Raw genomic sequence first — 17,624 nt, forward strand, 5'->3', positions numbered from 1 at the left:
GATTCGATGTAGCTTTGGCGCGGCTCAGGCGGCTCTCGCAGACAGGTTCGCAAGGAAGCGGTCGATCGCGTGCGCGGCGAGCTTGCCGTCCTGCACGGCCTGAACGGTCAGATCGGTCGCACCGTGGCCGGCACAGTCGCCGCCTGCGAAAACGCCCGTGAGCGAGGTGGCGCCGTTCGCGTCCACTGCGATGCGCCCGCCACCCTGGGTGAATTGCAGCCCGTCGAGGCCTGCGGGTAAGAGCTTCTGGCCAATCGCTTTGAGCACCATATCGGCCTCGACGCGCACGATCTCCCCGGTGCCGAGCAACGCACCGGTCATATCGAGCTTCGTGCGCTCGAATTCCACGGCCTGCACCGCGGTGTCGTAGCCGACGATTCGCAACGGCTTCATCCACTCGGACACGGTCACACCTTGGGTACGCGCGAACTCCAGTTCGGCCCAGGTGGCGCTCATCTGCGCCGCGCCGCGACGATAGGCGAGCGTCACCTGATCAGCACCCAGCTTGCGGCTTTGCACGGCGGCGTCGATTGCCGTATTGCCGCCCCCGAGCACCACCACCTTGCGGCCGACGGGCACGCTGGCCAGATCGTCGGCCGCGCGAACGCCTGCGATGAAATCCACCGCATCGAGCACGCCGTCGAGCATTTCGCCTTCGACGGACAGCGTGTGCGTGCCGCCGAGTCCCACGCCGATGAACACCGCGTCGTACGCTGCGCGTAGTTCCTCTAGCGTCATGTCATGCCCCAGCCGCTGCCCCTGGCGCAGTTCTATCCCGCCGATCGAAAGCAGCCACCGCACCTCGCGCTGTGCGTAATCATCGACGGTCTTGTACGCCGCGATGCCATACTCGTTCAGACCGCCCGGATGTTTGCCCGCATCGAAGACGCTCACGCGATGCCCGGCCAGCGCGAGCGTGTGCGCGCAGGCAAGACCCGCGGGACCCGCGCCGACCACCGCTACCTGACGGCATGTGTCGCTCGCGCGCTTGAAGAGCGCAGGCGCACCGGCGGCTTCGCGCGCCATTTGGAAGTCGGTGGCATGACGTTGCAGCGCGCCGATCCGAACCGGCTCGCCATCCTGATGATTTCTCACGCAGGCGCCTTCGCAGAGAATTTCGGTGGGGCACACTCGCGCGCACATGCCGCCCAGCGGGTTCGCGCTCAGAATGTCGCGCGCCGCGCCCCTCAGATTGCCGTTGCCGATCTTGCGGATGAAGCCGGGAATGTCGATGCCCGTGGGGCACGCGTTCACGCAAGGTGCGTCGTAACAGTAATGACAGCGGTCGGCCGCGATCACGGCCGCGTTCGCGGAAAGCGGCGGCGCGACGTCGGCAAAATTGCAGCCGACCTGCTCGGCGCTGAGACGGCCTGGGGCGATGCCGTCGGCGGCATTCGAGGTGGTCTGGGACATCCGGGTGCTCCTTGCGAGGCAAAACACGGGTCCGCCGGCCGTGTGCGTGATGCGCGCGGCCGGTACAGGGGAATCGTGGGAATGACAGCGCGGCGCTGAGACCGCTCGTGTTCAATCGTTGGGTGTCAGCCGGGTTCGCTCGCGCGTTCGAGCATCGCGTGCAGCAACACGTTCGCGCCGGCTTCGATCCATTCGATCGTCGCGTCCTCGACTTCGTTGTGGCTGATTCCGTCGATGCACGGCACGAACACCATCGAGGTCGGCGCGACCGTCGCGAGATAGCACGCGTCGTGACCTGCACCCGACACGATGTCGCGGTTCGAATAGCCGAAGCGCTCGGCCGCCGCGCGCACGGACTTCACACAAGCCGCGTCGAACGGCACGGGCGCGTAGTAGAAAATCTGCTCGACGTCGGCTTCGAGCTTGCCCAGTTGCGCGATCTTCGCGATGCCTTCGCGCAGCTCTGCGTCCATCTGCGCCAGCACCTCGTCCTGCGGATGGCGAAAGTCGATGGTGAAGAACACGCGGCCGGGAATCACGTTGCGCGAATTCGGATGCACCTGCATCATGCCGACCGTCGCGCACGCGAGCGGCGCGTGATGCAGGCCGATTTCGTTGACGAGCTGCACGATCCGCGAGGCGCCCAGCAGCGCGTCGCGGCGGCGCGGCATGGGCGTAGGCCCCGCGTGCGCTTCCTGCCCCGTGAGCACGACTTCGTACCAGCGCTGGCCTTGCGCGTCGGTGACCACGCCTATCGTTTTGTTTTCGGCCTCGAGTATCGGCCCTTGTTCGATGTGCAGTTCGAACGCAGCGTGAACCTTGCGACCGCCGCACGGCACTGCGCCCGCATAGCCGATCCGCTGCAATTCCTCGCCGATAGTCTTGCCGTCGACGTCCTTGCGCGAAAGCCCGTAACCGAGCGTGAACACGCCGGCAAATACGCCGGAGGCGACCATCGCCGGCGCGAAGCGCGAGCCCTCTTCGTTGGTCCAGATCACCGTTTCAACAGGCCGCTCGGTTTCGATGCCGTAATCGTTCAGCGAGCGAATCACCTCCAGCCCGCCGAGCACACCATAGATACCGTCGAAGCGGCCGCCCGTCGGCTGCGAGTCGGCGTGCGAGCCGGTCATCACGGGCGGCAGGTCGTTGTCACGCCCCGCGCGGCGCATGAACACGTTGCCCATCTGGTCGACACTCACCGTGCAGTTCGCCTCTTTCGCCCATTGCACGATGAGATCGCGGCCCTGCTTGTCGAGGTCGGTCAGCGCGAGACGGCACACGCCGCCCTTGGGGGTGGCGCCAATCTTCGCCATCTCCATCAAGCTGTCCCACAAGCGCTGGCCGTTCACGTGGATCGCGGTCGTCAGCGCGGCTTCGCTTACTGCGTTCATACGTGTCCTCCTGTCCGTGTTCGTCAAACGTGCGTGCATGCCACCGCGTGGGGCGCGAAGAGCCATCGCGGTGCACGCCTGGGTAGCACTGTGCGGCTCCTGAAATCCCGCCCTTCTAATCCTGTCCGATTGGACAGGTTTTAGATGATAAACTTCGCTAATTCAATGCGGAGTTACGAGCGAGAACCGTGCCATTGATGCTGCAGTGCGCGAAAAGCACGCGGACGTCCGACTTGCGCGTTTCTGCCGATGGGGGTGAATACGCGACGCACTTGCATCGTGGCTACAATGAAGCCGGCAGGCGCGGCCGACGCGCTTCTCATTTCTTTCGAATGGACCGAACACTATGCGCAACGACGAACCCACCGCGCGAGCCGTGCCCTTCGGGACGCGCGGCACGGCGCTGGCGCAGCCAGCCGCTGACGCAACGCATAAGCCCGGTCGGCGCAAAGCCGAGATTCGCGCGTCGAATGAATCCCACCTGCTCGCCTGTGCCGAAGCCGTGTTCGCCGAACGCGGTTTCGAAGGCGCGAGCACGGCGCTGATCGCCGAGCGCGCGGGCTTGCCGAAGGCCAATCTGCACTACTACTTCCCGACCAAACTCGCGCTCTACTGGCGCGTACTCGACGATGTTTTCGAGGAATGGAACGCGGCCGCCAACCTGTTCGATGCAAGCGACGATCCGGTCGAGGCGATAGGCGGCTACGTACGCGCCAAGATGGCCCTGTCACGGCGCCGCCCGCTCGGCTCGAAGGTTTGGGCCAACGAAATCATCAGCGGTGCGGCGCATATGCAGGAGATCCTGCTCGAACGCGTGAAGCCGTGGATGGACACACGTGTGAAGCTGATCGAGCGATGGATTGCCAAAGGCTTGCTCGCGCCCGTCGATCCGCCGACGCTGCTGTTCATGATCTGGGCAACCACTCAGCACTATGCCGATTTCGAGGCACAGATATGCGCGCTCTCGGGCAAGCGCGCGCTAGCGCCGAAGCGCTTCGAGGCGACTACGGAAGAAGTGGTGAGCATGATCCTGCGAGCGAGCGGAGCGCGACCGCCGGCCGAATGACGACGACAGTGGTCTTCCGCAAGGAAGGGTTGCGCACGCGTATCCTCGATCATGCGTCGACGTAGCGGTGTCATGGTGGACTCCGCTCTGAATGGTCAGGATAGCAAACTGCACACTTGTCTTCGCAGACAGCGCCGGACGGGACCTTTGAAATTGGGCCAAGGCGTCAGAAAATCGCTGAACACTTCACCTGTGTCAAATCAAAGGCTGTCGGACCGGGGACTATCGATGCGATCACGTATCGCTGGCTCGGGACTCATCGTCTCACGGCGCGCACGCGCGAACGCCTCAAACCGGGCTCTTTTCAGGCGTACTAGCCATTGCTCGCCCCGCGACGTTTCCGGGCCCGAAACGCCCATTTCCATTCGCATGGCCGGACAGGGCGATGCTTCAGACCGCCACTGACTGCGCTCACAGGCATCACCGCTCAAAATCACGAACGATCATGCAATGTCAGCTTTCGACGCATGGCAACGCAAAAGATACCTGCCCAGGCCCCGCAGGACCGCCCATACTCTCCGGTCGTCTTCTGGTCGTTCAGCCGGCCGCCCCAAATACGTGCTCGAAGGGGCTACTGCTTCGGGTGAAGTAACGCAATGTACTTGAGAGTTGACGCATACATCGAACATCGCATAATGCAACAGCCATCGAATCAGCATATCGTCGACTTTGCGCAACTGCGCGTCGCTACGCAACGGGGACGGCACAAGACAACGGCTGTCTCCATCCCGTCGGACAAGCAGGGTCGGCTATCACCGAGCCACCGAACTCCGGTTTTCGCTGGAACGTGGCGCAGAATTCTGTTATTTCGACATGTTTTATTGTCCTTATAGCCACGAACCCCGTCGCGCCCGGTTTATCGAAGCGTTTTGCACGGAAAGATGCACTCCCGCCTAGCCCACGACAATCCAGAGGATTTTTAGCACGGAGCGGGCATGCAGGCCGGTGCCTGAGACGGCAGTTCGACCAAAGCCGACGCTCAGCCAACAACGTGGATAAGGCAGGTCTAAGCGACCTTGCTGCCGTTCGCAACTCTATGGCTCGCCATGTAAAGTCTCGATTTGAGCGAATGCGTGCTCCCGACTTAGACGGGCGCTAAAGTTGTTCAAAGGCGGCCAATCAATATTGAACACGAGCGTCAGCGGTCAAATGGCGAAGGCAGCAGGGTATACGCCCGCTTAATGGATTGGGATTACAGCAATTCGGCTTTGACATGATGAAAAAGCCATCAGATCAGCCGGTTGGCGTTTGTGTCGTTACGACCCGCGACGAGCGTCCCAAAGCGACTGGGCCCAGGCGGCAAGACGCTTGGGCTCGAGCCTGACCGCACGCTCAAGTTCCTCAGCGGCGGTGTCGGCAAGAACGGACTCCTGTCCGGCCTCGAGACCCGCTAGCATCCGTTCGGCAACCTGGACCGGAGCGGTTTTTTCGCCCGTTACGTGAGCGGCCATATCGGTGTCGATAAAACCAGCGTAGACACCCATCACGTGCGTTCCCTGCGCCTTCAACTCGATGCGCATGGCATCAGTCATCGCCAGTGCGGCGAACTTCGAGGCGCAATAGGTGGCGTTGAACGGATAGACATACCAACTCACCACCGAGAGCATGTTGATGATTGCACCGCCACCGTTGCGCGCCAGGATGGGAGCAAATGCCCTGACGACGCGCAGCGGGCCGAACGCATTCACCTCCAGCTCCCGGCGCAGCGCCTCCTCCGAGTCATCGGCAAGCATCGGCGTGGGCAGAAGAATGCCAGCGTTGTTGATGACCAGATCGACGTCGCCGCACTTTTCGACTGCGCGCGCCACTGAGTCGGTATCTGTAACGTCAAGGCGGACCGGCGAAATCGCAGCGTGCGCCACGGCCGCGGGATTGCGCATGCCTGCGTAGACTCTTGCCGCGCCGCCCCGCGCCAACTGTTCGACGATAGCCTTGCCGAGGCCTCGATTGGCCCCAGTGACAAGTGCTGTGCAACCCTTGATTTTCATGTTGATTCCGATTTGGAGAGGGGTGGCGCGCATGCATCGCACCTGAGCTTAGCCGGGCAACTGGATACCGGAGAGCGCGGCGCACACTTCAACTAGCCGGTTCTGCGGGTTGTGATCTCGCGTTTCGTGATTCGGTGCGAGCGGCCGCAGATGATAAAAATACTCACCCGAAACCGTTGCGCCAGGGGTGTCGCTGGTCGCCAGCCAGGCTTGCGTGCGATGGGCCTGATCGAGATCGTCGGGGGCTGAAAGACCACCCATGCGCGTCGGCACCCAGCCGGGTTCCAGGGCATTCGACAGGACATCTGGCCAACGTCGGGCAATGGCAAACGCGAGCAAAACGTCGTGCAGCTTGCTCTCCGCGTAAGCCTGCGATCCATTCCAGCGGCGTTTTTTCCAGAGGATGTCATCGAGGGCGGCAGTAGTGCCGCGGTGCATGCCGGAGCTGAGATACACGAGACGGCGTGGCCGTTCGATCAGGGCGGTCAGCACGTAGGGCGCCATCACGTTGACTGCAAACACATGCGGAAGTCCGTCTTCCGTCTCGATCCTGTTCGGCTCGCGATAACCGATGCCCACGTTGTGAATGACGGCGTCGAATGGCCCATGGCGGTTGGCCTGGTCGGCGACAGCTTCCATTTCAGATATTCGCGAGAGATCGCCGATGACCGTCCCCGAAGCAGCGGGAACGCGCTGGCGCACGTCCTCGGCGCGCCGCGTCGTGCGCGCGTGCAGCACGACCTCGTGCCGTTGCGAGAGAAGCAATTCGGCGGCCATCAGGCCCAGGCCATCGGTCGAACCGGTAATGAAGATCCGCGACATGATGATATCCGGTAGGGTGATTATGAAGACCTCAGCGACCTGGCGAAGGCGAGAGCAAGGCCGGCGGCGAACACGCCAGCGACCCCGATCCACGCCGGATGGCCACGAAATAGCGGCACGGCGAATGCCGATCCGGCTGCGCCGCCGAGGAAGAATCCGCCAACATACAGGCTGTTCAGCCGATTTGCTGCGATCGGTTCCAGCGCCAGCACGCGCCGCTGCGAAACGACGTGGCTCGCCTGAACGCCTGCGCTGATACAGAGAACCGCCATCAGCAGTACCCCCCATGGCGGATCAAAACACAGTGCGAGGCCTGCCGCCGCAACAGCAATGATCGCGGCGACGGACGTGACGATCGTTCGACCGCTGTCGGCCGCGCGCCCCGCCAACGGCGCCACCAGCGCGCCGGCCGCGCCCGCGAGCCCGAAGCCGGCAATACCTGTCGCATGAAAACCGTAGCGTTGCCGAAGCCAGAATGGCAGCGCCGTCCACGTCATACTGAAGACGCCAAAGAGCAGCGACTGGATGTACGTCCGTTGGCGCAGTTCCCGATATACGCGCCAGTAGCCTGGAAGCGATGCAACTGTCTGCGGATAACTGCTGCGAGTCTGGGGCTGATATGCGGGGAGGATACTGCGCAACCACGGAATCAGCGCGAGGATGGCGGCTGCTTCGAGAAGAAACAGCGCTCTCCAGCCCAGCGCATCGCCTAGCACGTTGGCGACCGGCCACGCTGCGAGAATCCCCCACAGGAGACCACCGGTCACCCCTCCGACCACACGTCCGCGCGATGCCGCATTGCAGAGACGGGCAGCGTGTGCAACGACGAGCTGTACCGCGACAGAACAGATGCCAATCCCTGCGGCAGCCACGAAAAATCCGATGCCCGAGGCTGCAAACGCAGCCAGCAACATGCTCGCCCCCGAACCGGCCAGTATCGTGCTCAACAGCCGCCGATTCTCCAGTCGGTCGGCAAGAGGCGAGACAAGCAGCAACCCCGTGCAGTATCCGATTTGCGTGAGCGTCACGATGAACCCTGCCAGAGCGGGCGCCATCCGCAAATCGGCGGCGATCCGGACGGTCAGTGGCTGGGAGAGGTAGCTTCCCATCGCCACAATGCCGCAAGCTCCTGCCAGCTGGAAAACCAGTCCATTTACCCGCGTTGGCCCGGCCTGTGCTTGTTCTTGAGTACTCATGGCTTTAGCGTGAGCATTCGAGTTAGATGCTGCGGTCCCGGTCATGGAACCGCTGCATCCAGTACGGAAATGGCAGGCGAGGCTCGGAAACACCGTCCAATCGCTCGATCTGCCCGGCATCGAGCTGCAAGTTCCCTGCATCGAGATTGGCGCCCAGTTGCTCGCGTGTTCTAGCTCCGACGATGACGGACGTAATCTGCTTTCGTGCCAGTATCCACGCGAGGGTCACTTGCGCTGGCGTGCTGTCGAGTTCACGCGCGACTTCACGTAAGACATCCAGGATCGACGCGCCCGCTGTTTCGTCGACAGGGGGAAAGTCCAGGTTCGATCTGCGTCCGCCGTTGAGGTCATGTCCGGCGTATTTGCCGCTCAGGTAGCCACCGGCAAGCGGACTCCACACAAGCAGGCCAGTCGCATGGCTTGCCGCCACGGGCATGATTTCGTACTCGATATCCCGACTCGTCAGCGAGTAGTGGACCTGATTGCTGACGACATATGCCCGGTCGGTGCGATCGCTGAATGCACGGGCGCGTTCCAGGTCAGCGGCACTGAAATTGCACGCGCCGATGTGCCGAACCTTGCCTTGTGTCACGAGATCGTCCATGGCGCGTAGCGTTTCGTCGATCGGGACGAGCGCATCGCGGTCGTGCTGCTGGAACAGATCGATGTGATCGCGGCCAATCCGCTTGAGGCTCGTTTCGACCGCGCGCATGATGTGCGAGCGGCCGAGTCCGACGTCGTTGTGACCCGGCCCCGTGCGCAAGCGCACTTTGGTCGCGACAAGCATCCGGCTTTCGTCCAGACCCAGCGTATCGAGTACCTGGCCGACGACTTCTTCGGAGTGTCCCTGTGAATAGGCATCCGCAGTATCGATCAGGTTGACGCCGAGCTCGACGGCCAGTTCGACGAGCCGGGTTGCCTGATCGCACTCCAGGCCGGCAATGGCACCCCAGATGCCCGAGCCAGCGCCGAATGTCATCGCACCGAGGCTCAGCCGCGAAATGCGCAGGCCAGACCGGCCGAGTGTGCTGTATTCCATTTTCGATATCCCTTATCAATAGACGATGGTGGCGGGGAGACTCGCCACGATCCGGTCTTCGAGTTGTTATTACGCAGCGCCGGTGACGAGCGCGTCGAGCACGCTTTCCAGATCGATCCGGCCGCGGAGGACTTCTTCCGGCTTTCCCTCGAACTCGATCCAGCCTTCGTTGAAACCGTCGAGCATACGCATGCGCGGCAACGGGTGTTGCATCCCTTGCGAACGAAAGAGCGTTTCCCAGCTCTCGCGATTAACGACTTCAGCGTGCACCGGGTGACCCAGCACGCGTGCGAAGGTGTGTGCGAGGTCGTTGGGGCTAATCCGCGTCGGGCCTTCGAGCTCGACGACGCGCACGCCGCTCCACGTTTCCTGAAGCAGCCCAGCCGCAACCCGGCCCACGTCGGCCGTCGCGACCATCGCCACCGGTTTGTCGAGCGGATGCAGATAGCTCTGGATCACGCCACCGTCGCGTGCCGATGCAACATCCCAGGCGGCGTTTTCCATGAACCAGCCCGGACGCAGAAAGGCCACGGGTATCGGCAGGTCGCTGAGCGCGCGCTCCATCAACGTACGTTGCGTCAGCAGATTGCTTTCTCTGGCCTCTGCGCCAATGGTCGACAGACAGACCACCTTTTTGGGTCGGGCCATGCGGATTGCTTTGGATACCGCATCGATTACTGCACGGGCTTCGGAAAAATCGGGCGTGGGATCGAACTCGGACGGCGGCAGAATGAACACACCGTCTGTACCCTCAAACGCTGCCGCTAGCGCAGCAGCGTCTTCCAAACGTGCCGTCACCAACTGGCATCCGAGCGAAGCCCATGAACTGGCGCGTGCCGTATCGCGCACGACACCGCGAACCGGTTGGCCTGCCGCATAGAGTTCCCGGGCCAAGGCGCCACCGACCTTCCCGGTGATCCCAGTGATTGCATACATGTTCCTGCTCCTTATAAGGTGTGGGTACAGTGATGTGCTTAGGCGCGCGGCAGACGGTCGTAGAACGACTGCTCGAACTGGCCATAGAGATCCACGACGCGTGCGTCGTAGAACGGCAGCATCTGGGTAAATAGGGAGCCGGCCACGCGCCGGACCGGATCAATCCAGAAATACGTGTTGAGGAGACCGGCCCAACTAGCGCTGCCTGCACTGCGTCCGTGCGGGCCCGGTTCGGTATTGATGTCGAATGACAGCCCCCATTTGTGCACGGCGCCTGGGAATTGATCGAAGCTGTTCGACCATGACGGCTGTGCCGTCTTCATTTCCTGAACCCGCAGATCGCCGATGTGATTGCGGAACATCGTCTTTACGGTATCGGAGTTCAGGATTCGCTCTCCGCGGTATGTTCCTTCGTTGAGCAGCATCGTCAGGAACGTCATGTAGTCGCGCGGTGTGCTGAACAGTCCGCCGCCACCCATGAAGAATTCGGGGCGCTGGTTGGTCTCGAACGCCTCGGGTGTGAGGGAGCCATCAGCCTGCCGCCTGTGCATGGTCGCGACACGTTTTTTCCGGGCACTGCTGATCAGAAAGCCCGTATTGCGCATGCCTAGCGGCTCGAAAATGTGTTCGCGGAAATACACTTCGAGCGATTGGTCTGTCACGGCCTCCACCAGCTTGCCAACCCAGTCCATGCTGATGCCGTATTGCCAGCGTTCGCCAGGCTCGAATTCGAGCGGTGCGGAAAAGGCGCCGTTGAGCGAATAGCCGATATCCGGCATGCCGGTGACCTTCTCGTACTGGCTAATCTGGTCGCTCCAGATGCTGTACGTGTATCCCGACGTGTGCGTCAACAGATGACGCACCGTGACCGCATTGCGCGCCGGGCGCAGTTTCGGCTGACCCGAGGCATCGAATCCGTCGAGGACTTGCGGCGACTTGAGTTGCGGCAGGATCTCGCCCGCAGGCTGATCCAGCTTCAGCTTGCCCTGTTCGAGCAGTTGCAAGCAGGCTGTTGCGGTGATCGCCTTCGTCATCGATAGCAGCCAGAAGATAGTATCGGGGCTGATGGCTTCTCCGGTCGTGGCATTGGCAGGGCCGAAGGCGCCCTCATAAACGACTCCGTGACGCGTCGCCCCCATCGCGACGACGGATGCGACGGTGTCATCCGCAACCGCGTGCCGGAGGCGCTGGTCGATCGAGGCGGAATCCGGGAGGCGGGTTACCCCCGGATTTCGTGGTTCGGGGGACGAAGCCGCGCCCACATTCGGGATCGCAAACGAGCCGAGTGTTGCTGAGGCAACCAGCCCCGAGGCGCCTTTTAGCAGCTTGCGTCGATTCAGTTGTATGGTCATTGTTGTTCCTCGGTATATGCATCAGCGGAAGCGTCGCAGCTCGATTTCCACGCGACGCGCTATCTGAATTGCTCTTGTCCGTCTCGATGAACGGCATTCTGGATACGTGCGAGAAAAACAAAATGACACTGGTGGAATTAGTTAAGTGACATAGAGTCACTAACTGTGCGCGCGAGACCCCGTACGAATAGGATCGAGTGCTGCATCGCGCAAGCGAAAAGCTGACGTTCGAAGTAACTGGAGGCTACGACCGCAGAGCAATCCATAGCGGCCCTTGACCGACCAACGGCCCAATGACCGTACATGGACGCCCCCGGTTTGCCAAGCATTCAATTCGTGATGACTCGAAGGTAGATTGCAACCGCACATTCGGACTTTGGTTGCGGCTTCGCCGCTGTCCCTGATGGGTTTCGCTGGTCGGCTCCCCGTCGCTATGGCGCGCGCTGCATCGGACACACTTCCATCTCGACATGGGACCGTACCAGGTCTGCCAGTGAGGCACCTTCCCGCTCGATACGCGCGGTGGCGTCGACAACGACGCGCTCGAACTCGCCGTCTGTGACCGCCTTCATGTGCACGGCGGGGGCAATCATCGTTGCCAGCAATTAAGTTGTCGTCGAGTATGAGGGGGAATGTGGTGTTGCGTTGCCGCCGCTCGCGTGGGACGCGCTCGCGCACTGCGTGAGCGCAGCACTCCGAACGGGCTTGAACTCTCGCGGAGGTGTCATAGACTCAACGAGCTGCCCATCGGCTCAACCGCAGACGGTGTTACGGATCCGCGCCGGCTGGAGAAGAAACCACCCTTTCAAGGTCGGCTTCAGGAGACGAAATCATGGCCCAGCTTGCCGCACTTTACAAGAAGCGAACGGATGCCAAGGCGTTCGATGACAACTACGCGTCGACCATGTGCCACTGGCGAAGACACTACCGGGCCTGAAAGGCCAGGCGACTGCGGCAGATCTCGGCAACTTCGCGCAGGCAGGTGTAGATCTTCTGATCTTTGACACAAAAGAAGCGTAGTCCTGCCTCGCGCTTCCAGCGCCGCGGTTTGCTGCATGCAACCACGCGTGAAGAAGGAGCATCAGCCCTGATGCCTCACACTCGACTATCGTGGCCCGCCGGACGGCGCGCGTCTGATCAGTCTGCAGTTGGCTGAGCGACGTATTCACGGCTCGCAAATGAACGCGCTTTCATGGAGGCGTGCAAACCGGTGCTAACCGATTGCATCTCGCCGCGACGGGCCCTTTTGTCAGCTGGTTTTGGCGCGAAGCCCGAGCATGGTGGTATGGCGAACTTCGCGACATTGAATGGCTAAAAGTTCCGCTCTGCATTTGCGGAGTCGCCTTGTTCAGGGCAGCGGCAGCGGCAACGCTCCACGGAAACCTTATGAAAAACTGAAGCAAATCACGTCTGATACCTGGTGAATACGATACGGACGACTACTTAATGGAAAGCGTATGCTGTAGCGGCGGATTCCACTGTTGCGGACGCATTGACGAAGCTCGACATATTTCAACGATCAGAGGAGGTGGGCGATGCGAAGGTACATTTGGGCAAGTGCAATGGCGGTTGCGTCGGTGGCGGTCGTTATTGCGGGCTGTGGCGGCGGGGACAACCTTACAAGCGGGCCGCATTATGTATCGGACATTGCCGTGCCGAACATCAAGACCGGCGTCAACTTTTCCTTTGATATCGGCGTCGTTTCCGGTAGCCATTACTTTTTTACCGACAGAAATAACGCTTCGCTGGATCAGATCGACATTCCGTCGAAGTCGTTCGTCAAGGCAATCCAGGGGAGCGGTCCGCTCGCGTTTACGGGACTTGGACCCGGTCCAAATTCGCAGGCCGGTCCGGACGGCGCGACGCCTGTCGGCAGCCTCATCTATGCGGGGGACGTGAATTCTGTGAAGATCGTCGACCCTGCAGCAGGGGCAGTGATAAGCAAGATAGTGGTCAGCACAACCGGCGTGCGCGCAGATGAAGGTTGTCTCGATTCGACCCATGGCATCTTCATGATCTCGAGTCCGGAAGAGAACCCGCCCTTCGCGACATTCATCAACACGGCAACTCAGACCGTCGTGGCAAAGGTCACATTCACTGACAACGCGGGTAAACCCACTGCCGGACTCGAAGCCTGCCGGTACGACGCCACGAGCGACAACTTCTACGTGAACGTAGACGGCAGCACGACGAATCCTCATGGTGAACTCGTAAAACTGCCGGGAGTGTCTGTTCGCGCAATACCAAACGGCGGCACGCAGAACTATACAACCCTTGCGGGCGTCGCGATGTATGGGGAAGGTAACTGCGATCCTACTGGGTTGGCGCTCGGGCCTGGGAACGATATTGCGGTCGGTTGCCGAGAAGGGACGACTGGCGCGCCGTTGCTCATGCAGATTATCGATCGTTCAAACGGCGCGCTCCTGGCGTCCCTCAACGCGGGTGGAGGTGATCAGCTTGAATACGATGTGTCCACCAATCGCTACTACAACGCGGCAAGCCGTTGGACTTCTTCCGGCAATGCCTCGACGAATGGCGCCTGCTCGGCCGCATCGCCGTGTACGCCGGTACTAACCATTGTCGACGCCGGTTCCCGCAGCGTTGTCACTCGCCTGAACACTGGTAACAATGCGCATTCGGTTGCAGTCGACCCGGCGACAGGGCTGATTTTCGTTCCCTACTCTTCGGCGACATCGCCAGCAGGATGCCCGAGTTGCGCCGCAAATGGATTCGTCAATGGCGGGGTCTCGGTGTTCGCCGCAAGGTAGCGTCGATCCACACCCGCTTCGGCTTAGCGGGAGCTGTCGACCCGTGTGCTCTAGCGTGACCATTGATTGGAAGGCGCCGCCGCTTCTGCGATGTACAGAGCGACGTTAAATCACTCCTGCTAGCGTGCGATCTATCACGCGGGGCTGTGCTCAACGATGCAGCCCCATCAGGACTGCATCGTGGTCATCGGGGGCTGCCCTGCGCGCGCAAGGTGGACTGCGTCCTCCAGGAACTGCTTACGATGGGGCCTTCCGTCGTTAATGACGGAGGCAAGAAGCAACGAGAAACACTCGCCGCTTTTTTTATTGCAGGTTGCCCCAGCGTGCGACCGCCGGCTCGGCCGTCGCCCACTTCCAGCCCTTGTCCTGCTGGCACGCGCTCGCCGTGAACCACCTCTCGGGCGCGTTTGGGCCGTCGCCGTCCTGCACCGAGAACACGAAGTCTTTGCACAGCGCGAGCGCCGAGTTGACCGCGCGCGTCACGCGCACCTGGCCGTGACCGTTTTCGATCGGCAACGTGTGCTTGACCGACCACGGTTTCGTTTCGCCGACCGCCATCGTCCCGACCAGCGCCGCCATCAGATCCTGCTGATCCTTGTGCATGCTGCGCATGTAGCGCGCGACCGCTTCGTCGGTGGCGGCCTGCACCGCCACGCCGACGCCGAGCGCGACGGCCGGATTGCTCGTCACGATGCCCGAAGCGACACCCGCCGCCGCGCCGCTCGCGGCGCCGATCGACGCGCAGCCGCTCGCCAGCAGGCTCGCGCCGACGCATAGGGCGCCGGCCGCGATGAGCCGTAGCCGATCACCCATCGGAACGCCAGGCGAACGCAATATCATTGCAGCGCACCCCAGCGCTCGGTGGCGGGTTCGGCCGATGCCCAACGCCAATCCTTACCGTCGCGGCAAACCGATGCGATGTAAAACGCGCTGCTCGCGGGCTTGTCGCGCGTTGCGTTCTGATCGACGGAAAAGACGATTTCCTTGCAATCGAGCGCGCCGGTGCTGATCAGGCGGCTGACGGTCACGCGGCCGTGCTCGTCGTCTTCGATCGGGAAAGAGTGGGTGATGCTCCAGGGAGCGACCGCGCCGACCTCGAGCGGACCAGCCGCCTGCGCGATGCTGTTCTGCGTATTCGTGTGGACCACGCGCTCCGAGTACTGCACGCCGGCGCGCGCGGCGGCGACCGCGCCAAGACCGATACCGGTCGCGACCGCCGCATTGCTCGTGACCTTGCCCGCGACCGCGGCACCCGCGATACCGGCGCCCGCGACCGCGCCTTCCGAGTACAACGAGCTACAGCCGCTCAATGCGGACGACACCGCCAGCGCCAGCGCGATCAGCGCTGTTACGTGGGGGCGTTTGGCTGCGACAACGGACTTCGCGTTGTCGGCCCACACCATGTTCTTTTGCATTTCTACCGTCTCTGCTCTACCGGTGCCGTCGATCACGCGCTTCGCGCGTAACAGTCTGCGGTGCAACGGTGCTCATCAACGATCGGGTCCACGACAGAAAATTGATCCATGCACTTGAGGCTTTCGAAGCGCAAGCGCAGTGTGCCACCGCCGACGGAGACATCTGAGCAAACGACGTTCCAAATCTCAGAGTGATCTGCGCCCTACGGCCGCCAGGCGCCGAGACTGAACTATCGAGTACCGACCACGGAAACGATAATGCGAACGGAGTCCGGCTTTTCGTCAGCTTCCGTGCGCGCCCCACCGCTCTTGCACAGGGCATTGAACGGCGTCGCTAAAGTTGCCTCTCGCATCCTCGGCTGCTGCCACTTCGGCATTCAACACCGATCTTCGTCATGCGCAGCTGCTCGATCGCGACTACCGGCTCGCGCGTCAACGGCGAACTGAGAGCCTCGTACGACGACTGTAAGACGGTGGGCTCGCCTGTCTGCGTTCGGCAAGCTTCGAGCGTGCGCTAGCAGGTAGAGATCGGCAGTTATCCGTGATGGTGAAGCACAGAGCGATGCCGCACTCGATGCTGCAGTGCGTAACGACGATCACGGCCGCGGCGAATGACGCCGCGGGCAACCGGCTGGCTACTGGCCGTCTTGCCTTGGGCCGTTCCGTGGTCTGTTGACGTCGCTGTTCGCGCCGTCACGGGTACCCATATTCAGACCATTGGCCTTGCGCTTGGAAGATCGCGTCGAAGGGCTAGTGCCCGCCGCACCGACGCCACTACCCGTGACATCCGGCGAATCGTATCCTCTTCCACTCGGGGTTTTCATCCGCCCCGCGCCGGCACGAGAACCGAAGCGAAAAACGTCTTACTTAGATGTTTCATGGCTCACTCAAAAGAGGATATCTCAAGCCAGCATCGGCCGTTCATATGAATGAAGCGCCGCAAGGGGCCTTAATCTCTCGAAAATGCCACCATGTTGGCCGCCCGTCGCAGTGCCCGGCGATGGGCTTGCCGGCACTGCCGGTAAAGGCTCAGTCACTGTCACTGGTACCCATTTGATGTGCGGGTGGCTCTGGCGACGGAACGTCGGGGCGACGGAACGTCGGGGCCACGGCTACGACGTGCTCGCCCGGTTCGACGCAGAGGTGGACATGCTGAGACCGGCGAAGCCTCGCGGCGTCGCGGCCGTCAACCTTGATGAGCGCGTCAGCGCCGAAACCTTCCAGCGTTCTATCGCGGGTCGCAATGATTTCGCTCGTGGCCGCGGCGGTGCGCGCGAAACTGCGCTTCCCGGCTCCGCGGAGTTCGCAAATCCTTTGCGATGGCCAGGAGGATCTGCTGTGCATGGTTGCGCAACTCCCACGGCTGCATGTTCGCCGCCGCTGTTAGTTGACTTTGCTTGCCGCTGCGATGATCGCGTCGGCAACCGCCTTCGGCTGACTCAACATCGGGACGTGACTCGAGTTGACATGCGTCGTCGTTGCGCCGATCTGTTTGGCCATCGCTTCTTCGGCGTGCGGATCGATCATCCGATCCTGGTTGGCGACCAGGTACCATGACGGCTTCGTGTGCCACGCTGCAGTCCCCACCTTGTCGTCCAGGGCGCCCGCGAACCAGGGGCCCTGGGTCGCGGCGAGGATGCGCGCTTGCGCCGGCGGCAGATCCTGGGCGAAATCGTTCACCACGCCTTTGGTGGACAACGTCAGGAAATTCGCGGAGTCTTTCTTGAACTCGCCCGCCCCGGGCGTCGCCGGCTTGCCTTTGAACAAGTCGTTGACCGATTCGCCGCTATCCGGGACGAGAGCGGCGACGTACACGAGTGCTTTGACCTTGTCGTCGTTGCCGGCCTGGGTGATTACGGCGCCGCCCCACGAATGGCCGACGAGCACGACCGGACCGGTTTGCTGGTCGATTGCGCGCTCGGTGACTGCCGTGTCATCCGCAAGCGAGCTGAGCGGGTTCTGAACCGCGACCACATGAAGACCGCGCGCTTCGAGCAACGGAATCACCTTGTCCCAACTCGATCCGTCAGCGAAAGCTCCGTGAACCAGGACGACACTCGTTCCTTTCATATCCTGCGGCGGAGCGGCATGGGCGGCGTTCAATGAGAATGCGCTCCCGAGCAATAGCGCCGAAGCGAGATATCTCTTCAAATGACGGTTCATGATGGGCTGTTCCTCAAGGGTGTAGAGTGAGCCACCAGTATCGCGAGCAGCCTGTCCGGACGGTATCGGTCAAAT

At 61.9% G+C, this 17,624-nt stretch carries 14 protein-coding genes and 2 pseudogenes; 4 read left to right on the forward strand and 12 right to left on the reverse strand.

Going from position 1 to position 17,624, the window contains the following annotated elements:
* Positions 1–24 precede the first annotated feature (24 nt).
* Both AB4Y34_RS14935 and AB4Y34_RS14940 read right to left on the reverse strand, forming a co-directional pair.
* A complete protein-coding gene (locus AB4Y34_RS14935) occupies positions 25–1,413 on the reverse strand; it encodes an NAD(P)-dependent oxidoreductase (RefSeq protein ID WP_368716442.1) in 1,389 nt (462 codons plus the stop codon).
* A gap of 125 nt (positions 1,414–1,538) precedes the next feature.
* Complete coding sequence (locus AB4Y34_RS14940; protein ID WP_368716443.1) at positions 1,539–2,804, reverse strand: Zn-dependent hydrolase; 1,266 nt, start codon at positions 2,802–2,804, stop codon at positions 1,539–1,541.
* 346 nt (positions 2,805–3,150) lie between these two features.
* On the opposite strand from AB4Y34_RS14940, the gene AB4Y34_RS14945 reads away from it, so the two are divergent.
* Positions 3,151–3,870 carry a TetR/AcrR family transcriptional regulator gene (locus AB4Y34_RS14945; protein ID WP_368716444.1) on the forward strand — a complete coding sequence of 240 codons (720 nt, stop codon included), beginning with the start codon at positions 3,151–3,153 and terminating at the stop codon, positions 3,868–3,870.
* A 1,256-nt stretch (positions 3,871–5,126) separates the two neighbouring features.
* Here AB4Y34_RS14945 and AB4Y34_RS14950 read toward each other — a convergent pair.
* The 7 genes from AB4Y34_RS14950 to AB4Y34_RS14980 all read right to left on the reverse strand — a co-directional run bounded on the left by AB4Y34_RS14950 (position 5,127) and on the right by AB4Y34_RS14980 (position 11,808).
* The gene (locus AB4Y34_RS14950) at positions 5,127–5,858 is read right to left on the reverse strand and encodes an SDR family oxidoreductase (RefSeq protein ID WP_176384470.1); all 732 of its coding nucleotides are present in this window, start codon (positions 5,856–5,858) and stop codon (positions 5,127–5,129) included.
* Positions 5,859–5,906: 48 nt separating this feature from the next.
* A complete protein-coding gene (locus AB4Y34_RS14955) occupies positions 5,907–6,680 on the reverse strand; it encodes an SDR family NAD(P)-dependent oxidoreductase (protein ID WP_368716445.1) in 774 nt (257 codons plus the stop codon).
* A 20-nt stretch (positions 6,681–6,700) separates the two neighbouring features.
* Positions 6,701–7,876 (reverse strand): MFS transporter, encoded by a 1,176-nt coding sequence (locus AB4Y34_RS14960; RefSeq protein ID WP_176384468.1) that lies wholly within the window; start codon positions 7,874–7,876, stop codon positions 6,701–6,703.
* Positions 7,877–7,898: 22 nt separating this feature from the next.
* Positions 7,899–8,915, reverse strand: a complete 1,017-nt coding sequence (locus tag AB4Y34_RS14965) for an aldo/keto reductase (RefSeq protein ID WP_368716446.1) — start codon at positions 8,913–8,915, stop codon at positions 7,899–7,901.
* 69 nt (positions 8,916–8,984) lie between these two features.
* The gene (locus AB4Y34_RS14970; RefSeq protein ID WP_368716447.1) at positions 8,985–9,851 is read right to left on the reverse strand and encodes an NmrA family NAD(P)-binding protein; all 867 of its coding nucleotides are present in this window, start codon (positions 9,849–9,851) and stop codon (positions 8,985–8,987) included.
* Between the two features lie 38 nt (positions 9,852–9,889).
* Positions 9,890–11,203: a serine hydrolase domain-containing protein gene (locus AB4Y34_RS14975; RefSeq protein WP_368716448.1), complete on the reverse strand. Its 1,314-nt coding sequence runs from the start codon at positions 11,201–11,203 to the stop codon at positions 9,890–9,892.
* Between the two features lie 431 nt (positions 11,204–11,634).
* Entirely contained in the window at positions 11,635–11,808 is a 174-nt protein-coding gene (locus AB4Y34_RS14980; protein ID WP_176384462.1) for a hypothetical protein, read from the reverse strand.
* A 227-nt stretch (positions 11,809–12,035) separates the two neighbouring features.
* Between AB4Y34_RS14980 and AB4Y34_RS14985 the strand changes: the two are divergent.
* Together AB4Y34_RS14985 and AB4Y34_RS14990 are read left to right on the forward strand one after the other, a co-directional pair.
* A pseudogene (locus tag AB4Y34_RS14985) lies at positions 12,036–12,223 on the forward strand (EthD family reductase).
* A 515-nt stretch (positions 12,224–12,738) separates the two neighbouring features.
* Entirely contained in the window at positions 12,739–13,971 is a 1,233-nt protein-coding gene (locus AB4Y34_RS14990; protein ID WP_176384459.1) for a hypothetical protein, read from the forward strand.
* 303 nt (positions 13,972–14,274) lie between these two features.
* On the opposite strand, the gene AB4Y34_RS14995 is transcribed toward AB4Y34_RS14990, so the two are convergent.
* Both AB4Y34_RS14995 and AB4Y34_RS15000 read right to left on the reverse strand, forming a co-directional pair.
* Positions 14,275–14,784 carry a hypothetical protein gene (locus AB4Y34_RS14995; protein WP_255209158.1) on the reverse strand — a complete coding sequence of 170 codons (510 nt, stop codon included), beginning with the start codon at positions 14,782–14,784 and terminating at the stop codon, positions 14,275–14,277.
* Positions 14,785–14,807: 23 nt separating this feature from the next.
* Positions 14,808–15,386 carry a hypothetical protein gene (locus AB4Y34_RS15000; RefSeq protein WP_368716449.1) on the reverse strand — a complete coding sequence of 193 codons (579 nt, stop codon included), beginning with the start codon at positions 15,384–15,386 and terminating at the stop codon, positions 14,808–14,810.
* A 425-nt stretch (positions 15,387–15,811) separates the two neighbouring features.
* Between AB4Y34_RS15000 and AB4Y34_RS15005 the strand changes: the two are divergent.
* Positions 15,812–15,998: pseudogene (locus AB4Y34_RS15005) on the forward strand (NADP-dependent glyceraldehyde-3-phosphate dehydrogenase); the annotation flags it as partial.
* Between the two features lie 771 nt (positions 15,999–16,769).
* On the opposite strand, the gene AB4Y34_RS15010 reads toward AB4Y34_RS15005, so the two are convergent.
* Entirely contained in the window at positions 16,770–17,549 is a 780-nt protein-coding gene (locus AB4Y34_RS15010; RefSeq protein WP_368716450.1) for an alpha/beta fold hydrolase, read from the reverse strand.
* Between the last annotated feature and the right edge of the window lie 75 nt (positions 17,550–17,624).

The sequence above is a fragment of the Paraburkholderia sp. BR10954 genome (genome assembly GCF_040965775.1).
Taxonomy (GTDB): Bacteria; Pseudomonadota; Gammaproteobacteria; order Burkholderiales; family Burkholderiaceae; genus Paraburkholderia; species Paraburkholderia youngii.